Origin of the sequence: Pseudomonas sp. 2822-17, from assembly GCF_002742485.1 — a bacterium.
GTDB classification, from domain to species: Bacteria; Pseudomonadota; Gammaproteobacteria; order Pseudomonadales; family Pseudomonadaceae; genus Aquipseudomonas; species Aquipseudomonas cyclaminis.
Genome location: NZ_LJRZ01000740.1, coordinates 40,728 through 58,911 on the forward strand (window position 1 = coordinate 40,728; position 18,184 = coordinate 58,911).

Consider the following 18,184-nt stretch of genomic DNA (forward strand, 5'->3'; position numbering starts at 1 on the left):
TTAAACAGTGAAAGCATCTTGCAGCAGTTTTTCCTGCTGCTCGGCGTGCATCGACGCATAACCACAAGCAGGTGCAGCAGACGCATCACGACCGGCGTACTCCAGGCCCAGGGCCTTGTTGTGGTTGCCGATGCTGCGACGCAGGTGATGCTGGCTGCTGTACCACGCGCCCTGGTTCATCGGTTCTTCCTGACACCACACCACATTGGTGAGGTTGGTGTAAGGCGCGATGATCTCCATGAGGTCATCTTCCGGGAACGGGTAAAGCTGCTCGATACGCACGATGGCGATGTCTTCGCGGCCTTCGGCACGACGTTTTTCCAGCAGGTCGTAGTAGACCTTGCCGCTGCACAGGATCAGGCGAGTGACCTTGGCCGCATCCAGCGTGTCGATTTCTGGAATCACGGTCTGGAACGAACCTTCGGCCAGATCTTCCAGGGTCGAGATGGCCAATTTGTGACGCAGCAGCGATTTCGGAGTCAGCACTACCAGCGGCTTGCGCAGCGGGCGGATCACCTGACGACGCAGCAAGTGGTAGATCTGGGCCGGGGTAGTCGGCACGCACACCTGGATGTTGTGCTCGGCGCACAGCTGCAGGTAACGCTCCAGACGGGCCGAGGAGTGCTCCGGACCCTGACCTTCATAACCGTGTGGCAACAGCATGGTCAGACCGCACAGACGGCCCCACTTGTGCTCGCCGCTGGTGATGAACTGGTCGATAACCACTTGGGCACCGTTGGCGAAGTCGCCGAACTGGGCTTCCCAGATCACCAGCGCCTGCGGCGTGGTGGTCGAGTAACCGTATTCGAACGCCAGTACGGCTTCTTCGGACAGGAACGAATCGTACAGGTCGAAACGCGGCTGGCCTTCGTACAGGTTCTGCAACGGGATGTAGGTGCCCGCGTCTTTCTGGTTGTGCAGCACAGCATGACGGTGCGAGAACGTACCGCGGCCGATGTCCTGGCCGGTCATGCGGATCGGGTGACCTTCGAACGCCAGGGTCGCGTACGCCATGGTTTCGGCGTAACCCCAGTTGATCGGCAGGCCGCCGGCTTGCATCTTCTGACGGTCTTCGTAGATCTTCGCAACCTGGCGCTGCACCACGAAGCCATCCGGGATTTCCAGCAGCTTGGCGGACAGTTCCTGCAGGGTCTTCAGATCGAACGAGGTGTCGTGACGCGCCGTCCAGGTGTGACCCAGGTACGGACGCCAGTCAACGAACAGCTCTTTGTTCGGTTCCTTGACCAGGCTTTTTACTACATGCAGACCATTGTCCAGCGCGTTGCGGTATTCATCGATCTTCGCCTGAACACGCGCATCGTCAACAATACCGGCCTTGGTCAGGCTTTCGGCATACAGCTCACGGGTGGTGCGCTGCTTGGTGATCTGCTGGTACATCAACGGCTGGGTGCCGCTTGGTTCGTCAGCTTCGTTGTGACCACGGCGGCGGTAGCACACCAGGTCGATCACCACGTCACGCTTGAACTGCATGCGGTAGTCGACAGCCAGTTGGGTCACGAACAGCACGGCTTCCGGATCATCACCATTCACATGGAGGATCGGCGCCTGGATCATCTTGGCAACGTCGGTAGCGTACTCGGTGGAGCGCGCATCCAGTGGGTTGCTGATGGTGAAGCCAACCTGGTTGTTGATGACGATGTGAACCGTACCGCCGGTCTTGAAGCCGCGAGTCTGCGACATCTGGAACGTTTCCAGGACCACGCCTTGACCGGCGAATGCCGCGTCACCGTGGATGGAAATCGGCAGGACCTTTTCACCAGTGGTGTCGTTACGACGATCCTGGCGCGCACGGACCGAACCCTCGACCACTGGAGAAACGATTTCCAGGTGGGATGGGTTGAAGGCCATGGCCAGGTGAACTTCACCGCCGGTGGTCATGACGTTGGAGGAGAAGCCCTGGTGATATTTAACGTCACCGGAACCCAGCTCGACCTTCTTCTTGCCTTCGAACTCGTCGAACAGCTCACGCGGGTTCTTGCCGAAGGTGTTGACCAACACGTTCAAGCGACCACGGTGGGCCATGCCGATCACGATTTCCTTGGTGCCGTAGGAACCGGAACGCTGGATCAGCTCGTCGAGCATCGGGATCAGGCTTTCGCCGCCTTCCAGGCCGAAACGCTTGGTACCCGGGTATTTGGTACCCAGGTATTTTTCCAGGCCTTCCGCTGCGGTCACGCGCTCAAGCAGGTGGCTGCGTACGTCGGCGGACAGCACCGGACGGCCACGCACGCCTTCCAGGCGATGCTGGAACCAGTGGCGTTGCTCGGAATCGGTGATGTGCGTGAACTCAGCGCCAATGGTGCGGCAATATGTCTGCTGCAACGCTTCGTGAATTTCGCGTAGGCTCGCTTCCTCTTTGCCGATGAACAGGTCACCGGCACGGAAGGTCGTATCAAGATCGGCATTGGTCAAGCCGTAATGATTGATCGACAGGTCAGCAGGTGCAGGACGCTGCCAGAGCCCCAGCGGGTCAAGCTGGGCCGCCTGGTGGCCACGCATCCGGTAGGCCTGGATCAGTCGCAGTACTTCAACTTGCTTCTTCTCGTGCTCACTGCTCACGCTGCCGGCGGAAACCGGTTGGGCGCGGCGCTGGTTCTTTGCCAGCAGCACAAATTGATCGCGAATCGTTGCGTGCGATACATCGGTGGCAGCGTTGCCGTCTGAAGACAACGTCTGAAATTTGGTGCGCCATTCTTCTGGCACAGCGTTAGGGTCGTGCAGGTAGAGCTCATAAAGCTCTTCCACATAGGCAGCGTTACCACCTGAAAGATAGCCGCTGTTCCACATGCGCTGCATCACGCTTTCTTGCATGCTTGGTCACCCTCGATTTGGGGACACCACCGGCGAAAACACCGAGTTTGCTTGCAAAAGGCCAAGTGCAGCGACCAAAACAAGCCACTTAGGATCACGCTGATAGTTCGGGTACCAACCCGAATGCCCCTGCTTGTCTCATTTCTTCAAAATAAGAGCCGCGGCTTTGTAAGTCGCTGCTCAAGTTAAAACTACGGCGCCGGTTGAAGCCTGCGCCGCAGCATTTACGGGCACAACGGTCCTGCTTTGTTACAACGTCGGTTACACGCCGCTTTGCAGCAGCATGTTACGGATGTGACCAATGGCCTTAGTCGGGTTCAGGCCTTTGGGACATACGTTGACGCAGTTCATGATCCCGCGGCAGCGGAATACGCTGAACGGGTCATCCAGCGAAGCCAGACGCTCGGACGTCTTGGTATCACGGCTGTCTGCCAGGAAGCGGTACGCTTGCAGCAGGGCAGCTGGACCCAGGAACTTGTCCGGGTTCCACCAGAAGGACGGGCACGAGGTCGAGCAGCAGGCGCACAGGATGCACTCGTACAGACCGTCGAGCTTTTCACGCTCTTCAGGGGACTGCAGACGCTCGATGGCCGGAGCCGGCGTGTCGTTCTGCAGGAACGGCTTAACTTTTTCGTATTGCTTGTAGAAGATGCTCATATCGACGACCAGGTCACGGATAACCGGCAAACCTGGCAGAGGACGAACGATCAGCTTGTTGCCTTTCACCACGGCGGACAGCGGCGTGATGCACGCCAGGCCGTTTTTGCCGTTGATGTTCATGCCGTCGGAGCCGCAAACGCCCTCACGGCAAGAGCGACGGTAGGAGAAACCTTCGTCCTGCTCTTTGATCAGTGCCAATACATCCAGCACCATCAGGTCTTTACCACCGGTATCGACCTGGAACTCCTGCATGAACGGCGCAGCGTCCTGATCAGGGTTGTAGCGATAAACACTGACTTTCAACATGGCAGCCACCCTTAGTAAGTCCGAATCTTCGGTTCAAACGTCGGAACCGTCTTCGGCGAGAAGTTCACGGCACGCTTGGTTACGCGCTTGTCACCCGGGAAGTACAGGGTGTGGCACAACCAGTTTTCGTCATCGCGGTCTTCAAAGTCTTCACGAGCGTGGGCGCCACGGGATTCTTTACGAACCTCGGCGGCGATCGCCGTCGCTTCAGCCACTTCCAGCAGGTTTTGCAGCTCAAGGGCTTCGATACGAGCGGTGTTGAACGCCTGGCTCTTATCGTTGATCTTGACGTTGGCGATGCGCGTACGCAGGTCAGCCAGCTGGGCAATACCCTTCTGCATGTATTCGCCGGTACGGAACACACCGAAGTAGTTCTGCATGCAGCTTTGCAGCTCGCGACGCAGGGTTGCCACGTCTTCGCCATCAGTGCGCTCGTTCAGGGCGTTCAGGCGGGCCAGGGCAGTTTCGATGTTGGCGTCGGTGGCATCATCGTATTCGATGCCGTCAGTCAGCGCTTTTTCCAGGTGCAGGCCGGCCGCACGGCCGAATACCACCAGGTCGAGCAGCGAGTTGCCGCCCAGACGGTTGGCACCGTGTACCGATACGCAGGCGACTTCGCCTACTGCGAACAGGCCATGGATGATCTCATCCACACCTTCAGCGTTCTGGGTGATCGCCTGACCATGAATGTTGGTCGGCACGCCGCCCATCATATAGTGGCAAGTTGGAACAACCGGAACCGGAGCCAGTACCGGGTCAACGTGAGCAAAGGTCTTGGACAGCTCACAGATACCTGGCAGGCGGCTGTGCAGCACTTCCTCGCCCAGGTGATCGAGCTTGAGCATCACGTGGTCGCCGTTCGGGCCACAGCCGTTACCGGCGATGATCTCTTTAACCATGGAACGGGCTACAACGTCACGACCTGCAAGGTCCTTGGCGTTCGGAGCATAACGCTCCATGAAACGCTCGCCGTGCTTGTTGATCAGGTAACCACCTTCACCACGGCAACCTTCAGTCACCAGTACACCAGCGCCGGCGATGCCGGTCGGGTGGAACTGCCACATTTCGATGTCTTGCACCGGCACGCCAGCACGCAGTGCCATGCCGACGCCGTCACCGGTGTTGATCAGGGCATTGGTGGTCGACGCGTAGATACGGCCTGCACCGCCAGTCGCCAGAACAGTCGCCTTGGCGCGGATGTAGGTGGTTTCACCGGTTTCGATGCAGATGGCGATCACGCCGACGAACTCGCCCTTGCCGTTCTTCACCAGATCGACGGCGTAGTACTCGTTCAGGAACGTGGTACCGGCTTTCAGGTTGCCCTGATAAAGGGTGTGCAGCAGCGCGTGACCGGTACGGTCGGAAGCCGCGCAAGTACGGGCAGCCTGGCCGCCTTTACCGTAATCCTTCGACTGGCCGCCGAATGGACGCTGGTAGATACGACCTTGCTCGGTACGGGAGAACGGCAGACCCATGTGGTCCAGCTCGAACACCGCCGCAGGGCCTTCCTGACACATGTATTCGATAGCGTCCTGGTCACCGATGTAGTCGGAACCCTTGACGGTATCGTACATGTGCCAGCGCCAGTCATCGTTCGGGTCCGCAGACGCGATAGCGCAGGTGATGCCACCCTGGGCCGATACGGTGTGGGAACGGGTCGGGAACACCTTGGTGATCACGGCAGTCTTGTGACCACCCTGGGCCAGCTGCAGCGCTGCGCGCATGCCAGCACCGCCGCCGCCAATAATGATGGCGTCGAAGGAAATAGTTGGAATGTTAGCCATGAATCAGATACCCCAAAGAATCTGCACACCCCAGACGAAGTAAGCGAACATCGCAATGCCGCAGACTGCCTGGAAGAGAAAACGGACTGCAGTCGCGGACTTGCCCAGCGCCATCGGCGTCAGGTAGTCAGTCGCGATGGTCCACATGCCGACCCAGGCGTGAGCGCCCAGGGCTACAAGGGCCAGCAGACTGAAGATTCGCATCGCATTGTGGGCAAACAGGCCGTGCCATTGCTCATAGCCGATGCCCGGGTTTGCGACGAGGTATCCGATCAGGAAAATGAAATAAGCCGCGAGAACGACCGCAGACACACGTTGTGCCATCCAGTCATAGAGGCCCGAACGCGAAAGGTTCGTAACGCTGGTTACCATATCCAAACTCCTGCCAGAACGATCAGCACCACGGAAATGGCGATGATGATTTTCGAGCCCAGGCGGCCGCCTTCCAGCGTCTCACCGATACCCGCATCCATGATCAAGTGGCGCACACCGGCTACCAGGTGATACAGCAGAGCGGACAGGAGGCCCCATGCTACGAACTTGGCCAGCGGGCTGGTCAAGCATGCCTTCACCTCGGCGTAACCTTCCTCGGAACCCAGGGATTTGCTCAATGCATAAAGCATGATGCCCAAGCCCAGGAACAGGATGATGCCGGAAACACGGTGCAGGAACGACGTAACGCCGGTGATGGGGAGTTTGATGGTCCTTAGGTCTAGGTTTACAGGTCGTTGGCTATTCACGGCTTTTTTTCACACTGAAGAGCCCCTAACAATCAGGGCAAAGTTGTTGGGGAGTGCACTGGTCAGGTAAGCACCACCCAGGGAGTGCGACCCCCAATGAAAGCAAGCCCAAAAGCCCTTGGCGGTCGGTGGCCGAGTATAGACAGTTAGGTTACTAATGACAACGCGCGCACCTCACCCTAATAGCGGATTGCGCTGGCGGGATAAAAGGCGTAAATGGCAGCCAATTTCGAGGAAAAAGTACGGTTAAAGCCTTCTGGGGCAAGACTTTAGGCAAATTGACATCTGAATTTATCTCACTATAGTGGTGCGGGCCCTGCGTGGGGGGTCTGTCTGATGATTTGAAGCATAAATAGGAGGCCACATGGCTGACAAAAAAGCGCAGTTGATCATCGAGGGCGCAGCCCCCGTCGAGCTGCCCATTTTAACCGGCACCGTTGGTCCCGATGTTATCGACGTACGGGGCCTGACGGCCACGGGCCGTTTCACTTTCGACCCAGGCTTCATGTCGACCGCCTCTTGCGAGTCGAAGATCACCTATATCGACGGCGATAATGGCATCCTGCTGCATCGGGGCTACCCGATCGAGCAACTGGCTGAAAAGTCGGACTACCTGGAAACCTGCTACCTGCTGCTAAATGGCGAACTGCCAACAGCCGAGCAAAAAGCCCAGTTCGTCAGCACCGTGAAGAACCACACCATGGTTCACGAGCAGTTGAAGACCTTCTTCAACGGCTTCCGTCGCGACGCCCACCCGATGGCCGTCATGTGCGGTGTGGTTGGCGCCCTGTCGGCCTTCTATCACGACTCCCTCGACATCAATAACCCGCAGCATCGCGAAATCTCCGCGATCCGCCTGGTTGCGAAGATGCCGACGCTGGCCGCAATGGTTTACAAGTACTCCATGGGTCAACCCATGATGTACCCGCGCAACGACCTGACGTACGCGGAAAACTTCCTGCACATGATGTTCAACACGCCGTGCGAGATCAAACCGATCAGCCCGGTGCTGGCCGCTGCGATGGACAAGATCTTCATCCTCCACGCCGACCACGAACAGAACGCCTCGACGTCCACCGTACGCCTGGCAGGCTCTTCGGGTGCCAACCCGTTCGCCTGTATCGCCGCCGGTATCGCCGCACTGTGGGGCCCTGCCCACGGCGGTGCGAACGAAGCCGTATTGACCATGCTCGATGAAATCGGCGATGTCTCGAACATCGACAAATTCATCGCCAAGGCCAAGGACAAGAACGATCCGTTCAAGCTGATGGGCTTCGGTCACCGGGTCTACAAGAACCGCGACCCGCGCGCCACCGTGATGAAGAAGACCTGCGACGAAGTGTTGAAGGAACTGGGCATCAAAAACGATCCGCAACTCGAACTGGCCATGCGCCTGGAAGAGATCGCCCTGACCGACCCGTACTTCATCGAACGCTCGCTGTACCCGAACGTCGACTTCTACTCGGGGATCATCCTCAAGGCGATCGGCATTCCTACCAGCATGTTCACCGTGATCTTCGCCCTGGCGCGGACCGTGGGCTGGATCTCCCACTGGAAAGAAATGCTCTCCAGCCCGTACAAGATTGGCCGCCCGCGCCAGCTGTACACCGGCTACGAGTCGCGTGATATCTCCAAGTTGGAAGATCGCAAGTAAGCAATCCGCTTAGTTGTACTGAAAACGGCCTCCCTTAGTGGAGGCCGTTTTTGTTTGTGTTGCCTGGTCTACCGCTATCGGGGGCAAGCCCCCTCCCACATTGGGCTGCATTCCAAAAGATGGGCTCGGTTAACTGTGGGAGGGGGCTTGCCCCCGATGGCATTGGCACAAACACCACAAAACCCAAGGCAAAAAAATACCCCGGCCTTTCGACCGGGGTATTTCTTATTCAGCTACATCTTAGTGATTAACCGCCCCGCTCGCCCCCAGGCCAGTCTGCGAACGCACAAACTGCGGGAAGTACAGCGCACGCTCTTTCTCTGCCGCCGCCGACTTGTCGGTGATGGAGAAGAACCAGATACCCACGAACGCGATGATCATTGAGAACAGCGCCGGGTATTCGTACGGGAAGATGGCTTTTTCATGGTGCAGGATCGAGACCCAAATGGTCGGGCCAAGGATCATCAGGCCAACGGCGCTGATCAAGCCCAGCCAGCCGCCGATCATGGCGCCACGGGTGGTGAGGTTTTTCCAGTACATGGAAAGCAGCAGTACGGGGAAGTTACAGCTCGCGGCAATGGAGAACGCCAGGCCAACCATGAACGCGATGTTCTGGCTTTCGAACAGGATACCCAGGCCGATTGCCAATACACCCAAGGCCACGGTGGTGATCTTCGACACGCGAATCTCATCCTTGTCGTTGGTTTTGCCTTTCTTGATCACGCTGGCGTACAGGTCGTGGGACACCGCCGAAGCGCCGGCCAGGGTCAAACCTGCAACCACGGCCAGGATGGTGGCGAAGGCCACGGCCGAGATGAAGCCCAGGAAGATACTGCCACCCACCGCGTTGGCCAGATGCACCGCTGCCATGTTGTTACCGCCCAGCAAGGCGCCAGCTGCATCCTTGAACGCCGGATTGGTGCTGACCAGCAGGATCGCGCCAAAGCCGATGATAAAGGTCAGGATATAGAAGTAGCCGATAAAGCCAGTGGCATACAGCACGCTCTTACGCGCTTCCTTGGCGTCGCTTACGGTGAAGAAGCGCATCAGGATGTGCGGCAGGCCGGCGGTACCAAACATCAAGGCCAGGCCCAGGGAGAATGCGGAGATCGGATCTTTCACCAGACCGCCGGGACTCATGATCGCCTCACCTTTAGGGTGAACCTTGATCGCCTCGGAGAACAGCATGTTGAAGTCGAAGTTGACGTGCTTCATCACCATCAGCGCCATGAACGAAGCACCCGACAGCAACAGCACCGCCTTGATGATCTGCACCCAGGTGGTCGCCAGCATGCCGCCGAAGAGCACATACATGCACATCAGGATGCCCACCAGGATCACTGCAACGTGGTAATCCAGGCCGAACAGCAGTTGGATCAATTTGCCCGCGCCCACCATCTGCGCGATCAAGTAGAACGCCACTACCACCAGCGACCCACACGCCGACAGGGTGCGGATCTGGGTTTGCCCCAAACGGTACGACGCCACGTCGGCAAACGTGTATTTGCCCAGGTTACGCAGGCGCTCGGCGATCAGGAACAGAATGATCGGCCAGCCCACCAGAAAGCCGATCGAGTAGATCAGGCCATCGTAGCCAGAGGTGTACACCAGCGCGGAAATACCCAGGAACGACGCCGCCGACATATAGTCGCCAGCAATCGCCAGGCCGTTCTGGAAACCCGTGATCTTGCCGCCAGCCGCATAGTAGTCGGCTGCGGACTTGTTACGCTTGGAAGCCCAGTAAGTGATGCACAAGGTGGCACCGACGAACGCGACGAACATCACGATGGCCGAGACGTTCAACGGTTGCTTTTGCACTGCACCGGTCAATGCGTCCGCCGCCCAAACGGCCGGAGCAAACAGTGAAGCGCCGAATATTGCCAATAGACGCCGAATCATTGCGCAGCCTCCTTGAGAATCGCATTGTTCAGGTCGTCAAACTCGCCGTTGGCCCGGCGCACATAGATGCCGGTCAGGATGAAGGCGGACACAATCAGCCCGACGCCCAGGGGAATGCCCCAGGTAATCGACGAACCGGGGCTGAGCTTGGCCCCCAGCACTTGTGGCCCGTAGGCGATCAACAGGATGAAAGCGGAGTAAAGCCCTAGCATGATTGCCGAGAGAATCCAGGCGAATCGTTCCCTTTTTCTCACCAGCTCCTTGAAACGCGGGCTGTTTTGAATCGAGAGGTAAATGCTGTCGTTCATTGTTTTTATCCTCGCAGCACAGCTTTTTTATTATTGGAACATAGCTACTGTATGCGGCTGCGGAACAGGTTCCAGACGACCTTAGTAGTAGATCGAGTGTAGCGAGGGTTTGTGAGAACACAGGAAGATTTGCGGGGGACAAATATTAATGTGGGAGGGGGCGTGCCCCCTCCCACAAAGGTGCATCGGGGAATTTACTTAGCGAGCCATTCGGCTACACGCTCAGGGTGCTTGGCGACCCAATCCTTGGCCGCTGCGTCAGGCTTGGCGCCTTCCTGGATAGCGAGCATGACTTCGCCGATTTCATCCTTGGAGGCCCACTGGAATTTTTTCAGGAAGGCCGCGACTTCCGGCGCTTTCTTCTCCAGGCCCTTGCTGCCGATGCTGTTGACGGTTTCAGCAGCACCGTAGATCCCTTTTGGATCGTCCAGGAAGCGCAGTTTCCACTTGGCGAACATCCAGTGTGGCACCCAACCGGTAACCGCAATGGATTCCTGCTTGTCTTCGGCACGGGTCAGTTCGGCGATCATGGCTGCGCCCGAACTGGCCTGCAGCTTGTAGTCCAGGCCGTAGGCTTTGATCGCTTCGTCGGTCTTGAGCATCACGCCTGAACCGGCGTCGATACCGACGATTTTGTTCTTGAAGGTGGTGTCGGTCTTGAGGTCCTCGATGGACTTTGCCTTGACGTACTCCGGCACGATCAGACCGATCTTCGCATCCTTGAAGTTGGGGCCGTAGTCGACCACCTTGTCCTTGTTCTTGGTCCAGTATTCACCGTGGGTCACGGGCAGCCAGGCGGACAGCATGGCGTCGAGTTTGCCGGTGGCCACGCCTTGCCACATGATCCCAGTGGCGACCGCTTGCAGTTTCACGTCATAACCGAGCTTTTGCTTGATCACTTCTGCCGCCACATGAGTGGTGGCAACGCTGTCCGACCAACCATCCACGTAGCCGATGCTCAGGGTTTTGCTGTCGGCGCTGGCCAGTGTGGAGCTCATCGCAACTACCAGAGTGGCAGCTGCGCCCAAGAGTCGTCGCATCTTCATCGTACTTCCCCGAAAGTGCTGCGCCCGACGGATGCCGAGCGACGTCAACCTGTTGTTATGTGGTGCACCGCGCCGCCTTCACGCGCATCGATCCGGTGGCTGCGACATCAGTGGAATGCTGACACCCTGATCATCAACCTGCCGACGCCGTCGACCTGCTCTGTCAGCGACCTTATGCAAGCAAGAAACGACATCACATCGCCAGCAGGACGTTTCCTGGAACATGGCGTCAATATTCCGCCCGAACTTTGCATGTCAAAATCATGCAGCCCCACTGGGAAGGGACAAATCCGGGTAAGATGCGCGCCTTTGCTCCCCCAGATAAGCCGACCATGCCCGCGACTGCCCGCTTCCCTGCCCTGCCCTATTGCTTCGCCCTGATCCTCGGCCTGCTGGCCCTGGTCGGCTATTGGTATGGCCTCGGCCGTCCAGTGGTGCTGCCGGATGTCGCCAGTGCCAGCCATAAACTGCAATGCGCGTCCTACACGCCGTTCGATAAAGACCAATCCCCCTTCGACCAGCCGTTCAAGCTGCGCCCCGAGCGCATGGACGCCGACCTGGCCCTGCTGGCCACCCGCTTCGAATGCATCCGCACCTACTCGATGACCGGCCTGGAAGCCCTGCCCGACATGGCGCGCAAACATGGCTTGAAGGTGATGGCCGGCGCGTGGGTCAGCAGTGATCCGGTGGCCACCGAAAAAGAGATCGATGAGCTGATCGCGGCGGCCAACGCCAACCCGGACGTCGTGACCTCGGTGATCGTCGGCAACGAAGCCCTGCTGCGCAAGGAAGTCACCGCCGCGCAACTGGTGAAGCTGATCCAGACCGTCAAAAGCCAGATCAAACAACCCGTCACCTACGCCGACGTCTGGGAGTTCTGGCTGCAACACCCGGAAATCGCCCCGGCGGTGGACTTCCTGACCATTCACCTGCTGCCCTACTGGGAAGACGATCCGTCGAGCATCGACCAGGCCCTCAAGCACGTGGGCGATGTGCGCCAGACCTTCGGCAACAAGTTCGCGCCCAAGGACGTGCTGATCGGCGAAACCGGCTGGCCCAGCGAAGGCCGCCAGCGTGAAACGGCCGTGCCGAGCCGGGTCAATGAAGCCAAGTTCATGCGCGGCTTTGTGGCCATGGCTGAAGCCAATGGCTGGCGCTATAACCTGATCGAAGCGTTCGACCAGCCGTGGAAGCGCGCCAGCGAAGGTGCGGTAGGCGGCTACTGGGGCCTGTTCGATGCTGATCGCCAGGAAAAGGGCATTCTCGCCGGGCCTGTGACCAATGTGCCGTACTGGCCGCTGTGGTTGGGGGTGGGTGGCCTCATCCTGCTGGGGACGCTGGCGCTCGGCGGCCGGGTTCGCAGGACACGTGCCGCGATCCTGCTGCCGTTGCTCGGCGCAGTGGCAGCCTGTTCCATCGGCTCCTGGGCCGAGCTGACCTGTGTGACTGCACGCTTTACTGATGAGTGGGTGTGGGCCGGTTTACTCGTGGCGCTGAACCTGCTGGTGCTGGCTCACGCGGCCCTGGCCTTGAGTGCCCGTGAAGGCTGGCGCGAACGGGCGTTCATCTGGTTGGAACAACGTGCAGGCTGGCTGGTGGCAATCGCTGGGTTCGCGGGTGCGGTGATGATGTTGGCGCTGGTGTTTGACCCGCGCTATCGCAGCTTCCCGAGTGCGGCACTGCTGCTGCCGGCCCTGGTGTACATGGTTCGCCCGGTGACCGGGCCGCGTCGGGAAATCGCGCTGCTGACCTTCATTATCGGCGCCGGTATTGCGCCGCAGCTGTACCGAGAAGGCCTGTTGAACCAGCAGGCATGGGGTTGGGCGCTGGTCAGCGGGTTGATGGTGGTGGCTTTGTGGCGGTGCTTGCGGGTGCGCAGGGCCTAAGACCGCTATCGGGGGGGCAAGCCCCCTCCCACATGAGAACGCATTCCAAAGGTGGGAGGGAGTTTGCCCCCGATTGGCCCTATCAGGCGCCCCGCGGCTGCCTGACCAACCGCAACCCCGCAATCACCACCGCAAACACCGCAAATGTGGTGTTGTACAACGCCAGCGCCGGCAACCCGAACACCAGCCCCAACACCGCCAACCCCCAGCCTGCACGGCCCGGCACGAAAAACGCCAGCACCGAGGTGATCAGCGCCGTCCAGCCCAGCACCTTGAAGTGAATCATCAACCCCAGGTTCCCACGCAGCTGGCATTCCCAGCGGCTGGCCTCGTCAGCGCAAATCCCCACCCAGCGGCCATCTTCCATAAAACCGTAGCGCGCACCATAACTGGCGGCCAGCCATAATGGCAGGGCAATAAGCAGCAAAATCAGCGGCAAACGACGGGACATGGGGCACTCCGATAGGCAAAAACGGCGCCCAGCTTAATCCCCCCGCAGCCGTTATCAAGGGACATACACACAATTAGTGTTCACCAATGCGTGGCAAAGTGTATCGTCTGGCTACTATTACCCCGATTCCGACGTTTATTTCCGACTTTTCGTGCCGAAGGCTGGCACTTCGGAGATAGCACGGTGGTCATAGCCTGCGAACTTCATTCAGCACGTTTCCTCTTAGGGATTTAGTCATGCTCCGTTCCTTGCGCTGTGCCGCCCTGTTGGGCAGCCTTTTTTTGAGTGCGTCAGCACTGGCGGTCGACATTGACCAAGCCAGCTATGGCTACCCTTTGACCAACCCGTTCGAAGCGACCATCGCCACCACCCCGCCTGACCTTCGGCCGACATTGCCCAGCGATGACGAGATCAATCAGTCCGACTACACCCTGAACATGCGCCCCGAGCGCGAGTTCAGCCTGCCGGACAACTTCTGGGCGGTGAAGAAACTCACCTACCGCATCGCCAAGCAGGACCGCGCCGCGCCGCTGATCTTCCTGATCGCGGGCACCGGTGCGCGGTTCGATAGCAGCATCAACGAATACCTGAAAAAACTGTATTACCAGGCCGGCTACCACGTGGTGCAACTGTCGTCGCCCACCAGCTTTGACTTCATCAGTGCCGCCTCCCGCTTCGCCACCCCGGGGATCACCCAGGAAGACGCCGAAGACATGTACCGCGTGATGCAGGCCGTACGTGCACAGAACGCTTCGCTGCCGGTGACTGATTTCTACCTCTCCGGCTACAGCCTTGGTGCCCTGGATGCGGCATTTGTGGCCAAGCTGGACGAGACCCGCCGCAGCTTCAACTTCAAGAAAGTGCTGCTGCTCAACCCGCCGGTCAACCTCTACACCTCGATTACCAACCTCGACAAGCTGGTACAGACCGAGGTCAAGGGCATCAACAACACCACCACCTTCTATGAACTGGTGCTGAACAAGCTGACCCGCTACTTCCAGCAAAAGGGCTATATCGACCTCAACGACGCCCTGCTCTACGACTTCCAGCAATCCAAGCAGCACCTGACCAACGAACAGATGGCCATGCTGATCGGCACCTCGTTCCGCTTTTCGGCGGCCGACATTGCCTTTACCTCGGACCTGATCAACCGTCGCGGCCTGATCATCCCGCCGAAGTACCCGATCACCGAAGGCACCAGCCTTACGCCGTTCCTCAAGCGTGCGCTGCAATGCGATTTCGACTGCTACCTCACCGAACAAGTGATCCCGATGTGGCGCGCCCGTTCCGACGGCGGCAGCCTGTTGCAACTGGTTGACCAGGTCAGCCTGTACGCCCTCAAGGATTACCTGCACGCCAGCCCGAAAATCGCCGTCATGCACAACGCCGACGACGTGATCCTCGGCCCCGGCGACCTGGGTTTCCTGCGTAAAACCTTCGGCGATCGCTTGACCGTCTACCCACTGGGCGGCCACTGCGGCAACCTCAATTACCGCGTCAACGCCGACGCCATGCTGGAGTTCTTCCGTGGCTAAATACTTTCTGCTGCTCGCCGCCCTGATGTGTGCGGGCGTAGCCAATGCCGACAACAGCAAGGCTAACGCGCCGATCGTGGTGGATTCCGACGGTTTCAAAGAGCCGTTGAGCAAACTCAAATTCAACCCGGGGCTGGACCAGCGCGAATTCGAACGCTCATCTGTCAACGCGCTCAACGTGTATGACCCGCTCGAATCGTGGAACCGGCGCGTGTACCACTTCAACTATCGCTTCGACCAATGGGTGTTCCTGCCCGTGGTCGACGGCTACAAGTACGTGACCCCGAGTTTCCTGCGCACCGGCGTGAGCAACTTCTTCAACAACCTGGGCGACGTGCCCAACCTGTTGAACAGCCTGCTGCAGCTCAAAGGCCACCGCTCCCTGGAAACCACCGGGCGCCTGCTGCTCAACACCACCGTCGGCATCGCGGGCCTGTGGGACCCAGCTACCGCCATGGGCCTGCCGCGCCAGAGCGAAGACTTCGGTCAGACCCTGGGCTTCTACGGTGTTCCTGGCGGGGCCTATCTGGTGCTGCCGGTCTTCGGCCCATCGAACCTGCGCGATACCGGCGGCTTGCTGGTGGACTACACCGCAGAATCCCAGATCAACTTCCTCAACGTTTCCGAAGTCAGCTCCAACCACCCGGAAGTCTGGGCCCTGCGCGCGGTGGACAAGCGCTACCAGACCAGCTTCCGTTATGGTCAGATGAACTCGCCGTTTGAGTATGAGAAGGTGCGCTATATCTACACGGAATCGCGCAAGTTGCAGATTGCCGAGTAAATAGCACCGACAAAAAAGGCCATTCGAATGAATGGCCTTTTTTATGTCTGCGATTTAAGCCCTGATTGCTTTCCAGGCCTTGCCGACCACACTGACCAGCGCCAACACCACCGCCCCCGCAATAATCCCCGCCACCGCATTGAGCAACGTCGGCATCAACCACGCCACGGCACCCGCGCCCTGGCTCGCCGATTCTATCCAGTGATGCACCACCGGCACGCCGTGGGTGAGGATGCCGCCACCGACCATGAACATCGCCGCCGTGCCGATCACCGACAGGCTTTTCATCATGTACGGCGCTGCACTCAGGATCGCGCCGCCGATGCTGCGCGCCACCTGCCCGGGCTTCTGGGTGAGCCACAGGCCCAGGTCGTCCAGCTTGACGATACCGGCCACCAGCCCGTAAACGCCCACGGTCATGACAATGGCGATGCCCGACAGCACGATGACCTGCTGGGTCAACTGCGCGTCGGCGACGATGCCCAGGGTGATGGCGATGATTTCCGCGGAGAGGATGAAGTCGGTGCGGATCGCGCCTTTGATCTTGTCCTTCTCGAACGCCACCAGATCGGTCGCCGGGTCCGCGACGGCGTCGGCCAATTGCGCGTGTTGGGCCTGGTCTTCGGCTTTGCTGTGGAGGAATTTGTGGGCGAGTTTCTCGAAGCCTTCGAAACACAGGTAGGCGCCGCCGAGCATCAACAGTGGCGTCACCGCCCACGGCGCGAAGGCGCTGATCAGGAGTGCGGTGGGCACCAGAATCAGCTTATTGACGAACGAGCCCTTGGCCACCGCCCACACCACGGGAATTTCCCGCTCGGCACGCACGCCGGAGACCTGTTGGGCGTTGAGCGCCAGGTCGTCGCCCAGCACGCCGGAGGTCTTCTTCGCGGCCATTTTTGTCATCAAGGCAACGTCATCGAGTACCGCGGCGATGTCGTCGATCAACACCAACAAGCTGCTTCCTGCCATGAATCGGACTTCCTTAAAGGGGGATGGCGCGAGCATAACGCGGCGCAGGGCTTTACGGGCACATTGTTGAGGCACGCGGATGGCCGGTGCTACCATGCGCAACCGCCGGTATTGGCAAGGAAACTCCTGGTTTATGAGCAGCATTCGCGAGCGCAACAAAGAAAAAATCCTGCGGGCGGCGAGCGAGGAGTTTGCCGACAAGGGCTTCGCCGCGACCAAAACCAGCGATATTGCCGCCAAGGCCGGGCTGCCCAAGCCCAACGTCTATTACTACTTCAAGTCCAAGGACAACCTCTACCGCGAGGTGCTCGAAAGCATTATCGAGCCGATCCTGGCGGCTTCCACGCCGTTCAATCCGGACGGCGAGCCTTCGGTGGTGCTGAGCAACTACATCCGCTCGAAAATCCGCATCTCCCGCGACCTGCCGTTTGCCTCCAAGGTGTTCGCCAGCGAAATCATGCACGGCGCGCCGCACCTGAGCGCCGAGCAGGTCGAACAGCTCAATGCCCAGGCCAAGCACAATATCCAATGCATCCAGAGCTGGGTGGACCGGGGCTTGATCGCGGCCATCGACCCCAATCACTTGATGTTCAGCATCTGGGCGGCGACCCAGACGTACGCGGACTTTGACTGGCAGATCTCGGCGGTGACCGGCAAGGCCAAGCTGGATGAAGCGGATTATGAAGCGGCGGCGCAGACGATTATTCGGTTGGTGCTCAAGGGCTGTGAGCCGGACTGATACACCGAGGGGCCTGTGCCAATCGGGGGCAAGCCCCCTCCCACAATTTATGCGGGAGGGGCTTGCCCCCGATGAGTCCTTTTCAGTCAGCAGAGAATCAAGCTGACCCCCCCGCATCCGCCAACAACCCCACCCCCTCAATCGCCGTGATCGCACACTGCTCGTCAATATCCGACGTATCCCCGCTGATCCCGATCGCCCCCAGCACCACACCGTCCTGATCCCGTATCAACACGCCACCCGGTGCCGGCACCACGCTGCCCTGCCCCAGGCTGTTCAACGCCGCGATAAACGCCGGTCGTTGCTGCGCATCCAGCGCCAGCAAGCGTGAGCCCTTGCCCAGGGCAATCGCGCCCCAGGCTTTGCCGATGGCGATTTGCGGGCGCAGCAGGCTCGCGCCGTCTTCGCGCTGCAGGGCGATCAAGTGGCCACCGCTGTCGAGTACCGCGATGGTCAACGGTGCCGCAGCAATGGTGCGGCCTGCGGCAAGGGCCTGGCCGGCCAGTTGGGTGGCGAGTTTCAAGGTTAAAGCGCTCATGGTGCCGTCCTTCTTTTGTTATTGGGAAAGCGGTTTGGATCTGTTTGATCAGATGC

General features: G+C 59.3%; 16 protein-coding genes. 5 read left to right on the plus strand and 11 right to left on the minus strand.

Going from position 1 to position 18,184, the window contains the following annotated elements:
- The 5 genes from AOA60_RS25790 to sdhC form a co-directional block, all read right to left on the minus strand.
- Entirely contained in the window at positions 1-2,832 is a 2,832-nt protein-coding gene (locus AOA60_RS25790; RefSeq protein ID WP_099586743.1) for a 2-oxoglutarate dehydrogenase E1 component, read from the minus strand.
- A 261-nt stretch (positions 2,833-3,093) separates the two neighbouring features.
- Positions 3,094-3,798: a succinate dehydrogenase iron-sulfur subunit gene (locus tag AOA60_RS25795; RefSeq protein ID WP_003172807.1), complete on the minus strand. Its 705-nt coding sequence runs from the start codon at positions 3,796-3,798 to the stop codon at positions 3,094-3,096.
- An 11-nt stretch (positions 3,799-3,809) separates the two neighbouring features.
- Positions 3,810-5,582, minus strand: a complete 1,773-nt coding sequence (gene sdhA, locus AOA60_RS25800) for a succinate dehydrogenase flavoprotein subunit (RefSeq protein WP_099586744.1) — start codon at positions 5,580-5,582, stop codon at positions 3,810-3,812.
- A gap of 3 nt (positions 5,583-5,585) precedes the next feature.
- Complete coding sequence (gene sdhD, locus AOA60_RS25805) at positions 5,586-5,954, minus strand: succinate dehydrogenase, hydrophobic membrane anchor protein (RefSeq protein WP_003233245.1); 369 nt, start codon at positions 5,952-5,954, stop codon at positions 5,586-5,588.
- Positions 5,948-6,322: a succinate dehydrogenase, cytochrome b556 subunit gene (gene sdhC / locus AOA60_RS25810; protein ID WP_016979564.1), complete on the minus strand. Its 375-nt coding sequence runs from the start codon at positions 6,320-6,322 to the stop codon at positions 5,948-5,950. The genes sdhD and sdhC overlap by 7 nt, the downstream gene beginning before the upstream one ends.
- A 364-nt stretch (positions 6,323-6,686) precedes the next feature.
- Here sdhC and gltA point away from each other — a divergent pair, with 364 nt between their 5' ends.
- Positions 6,687-7,976, plus strand: a complete 1,290-nt coding sequence (gene gltA, locus AOA60_RS25815; protein WP_099586745.1) for a citrate synthase — start codon at positions 6,687-6,689, stop codon at positions 7,974-7,976.
- 240 nt (positions 7,977-8,216) lie between these two features.
- On the opposite strand, the gene AOA60_RS25820 is transcribed toward gltA, so the two are convergent.
- The 3 genes from AOA60_RS25820 to AOA60_RS25830 form a co-directional block, all read right to left on the minus strand.
- Positions 8,217-9,875 carry a cation acetate symporter gene (locus AOA60_RS25820; protein WP_099586746.1) on the minus strand — a complete coding sequence of 553 codons (1,659 nt, stop codon included), beginning with the start codon at positions 9,873-9,875 and terminating at the stop codon, positions 8,217-8,219.
- A complete protein-coding gene (locus AOA60_RS25825; RefSeq protein ID WP_016972153.1) occupies positions 9,872-10,183 on the minus strand; it encodes a DUF485 domain-containing protein in 312 nt (103 codons plus the stop codon). Before AOA60_RS25825 ends, AOA60_RS25820 begins: the two co-directional genes overlap by 4 nt.
- Positions 10,184-10,377: 194 nt before the next feature.
- Positions 10,378-11,229 (minus strand): glycine betaine ABC transporter substrate-binding protein, encoded by an 852-nt coding sequence (locus AOA60_RS25830; RefSeq protein ID WP_099586747.1) that lies wholly within the window; start codon positions 11,227-11,229, stop codon positions 10,378-10,380.
- A 332-nt stretch (positions 11,230-11,561) separates the two neighbouring features.
- On the opposite strand from AOA60_RS25830, the gene AOA60_RS25840 reads away from it, so the two are divergent.
- Positions 11,562-13,115 carry a glycosyl hydrolase family 17 protein gene (locus tag AOA60_RS25840; RefSeq protein ID WP_099586748.1) on the plus strand — a complete coding sequence of 518 codons (1,554 nt, stop codon included), beginning with the start codon at positions 11,562-11,564 and terminating at the stop codon, positions 13,113-13,115.
- Between the two features lie 82 nt (positions 13,116-13,197).
- On the opposite strand, the gene AOA60_RS25845 is transcribed toward AOA60_RS25840, so the two are convergent.
- Complete coding sequence (locus AOA60_RS25845) at positions 13,198-13,566, minus strand: hypothetical protein (protein ID WP_099586749.1); 369 nt, start codon at positions 13,564-13,566, stop codon at positions 13,198-13,200.
- A 236-nt stretch (positions 13,567-13,802) separates the two neighbouring features.
- Between AOA60_RS25845 and AOA60_RS25850 the strand changes: the two genes are divergently transcribed.
- The gene (locus AOA60_RS25850; RefSeq protein WP_099586750.1) at positions 13,803-15,101 is read left to right on the plus strand and encodes a serine/threonine protein kinase; all 1,299 of its coding nucleotides are present in this window, start codon (positions 13,803-13,805) and stop codon (positions 15,099-15,101) included.
- Positions 15,094-15,882: a VacJ family lipoprotein gene (locus tag AOA60_RS25855; RefSeq protein WP_099586751.1), complete on the plus strand. Its 789-nt coding sequence runs from the start codon at positions 15,094-15,096 to the stop codon at positions 15,880-15,882. The genes AOA60_RS25850 and AOA60_RS25855 overlap by 8 nt, the downstream gene beginning before the upstream one ends.
- A gap of 54 nt (positions 15,883-15,936) precedes the next feature.
- Here AOA60_RS25855 and AOA60_RS25860 read toward each other — a convergent pair whose 3' ends face one another.
- Positions 15,937-16,851: a DUF808 domain-containing protein gene (locus AOA60_RS25860; protein ID WP_099586752.1), complete on the minus strand. Its 915-nt coding sequence runs from the start codon at positions 16,849-16,851 to the stop codon at positions 15,937-15,939.
- 133 nt (positions 16,852-16,984) lie between these two features.
- Here AOA60_RS25860 and AOA60_RS25865 point away from each other — a divergent pair, with 133 nt between their 5' ends.
- Entirely contained in the window at positions 16,985-17,590 is a 606-nt protein-coding gene (locus AOA60_RS25865; protein ID WP_099586753.1) for a TetR/AcrR family transcriptional regulator, read from the plus strand.
- Between the two features lie 97 nt (positions 17,591-17,687).
- Here the strand turns inward: AOA60_RS25865 and AOA60_RS25870 are convergent, their stop codons facing one another.
- Positions 17,688-18,128, minus strand: coding sequence for a heme-binding protein (locus tag AOA60_RS25870; RefSeq protein ID WP_099586754.1), 441 nt, complete (start codon positions 18,126-18,128; stop codon positions 17,688-17,690).
- Positions 18,129-18,184 lie beyond the last annotated feature (56 nt).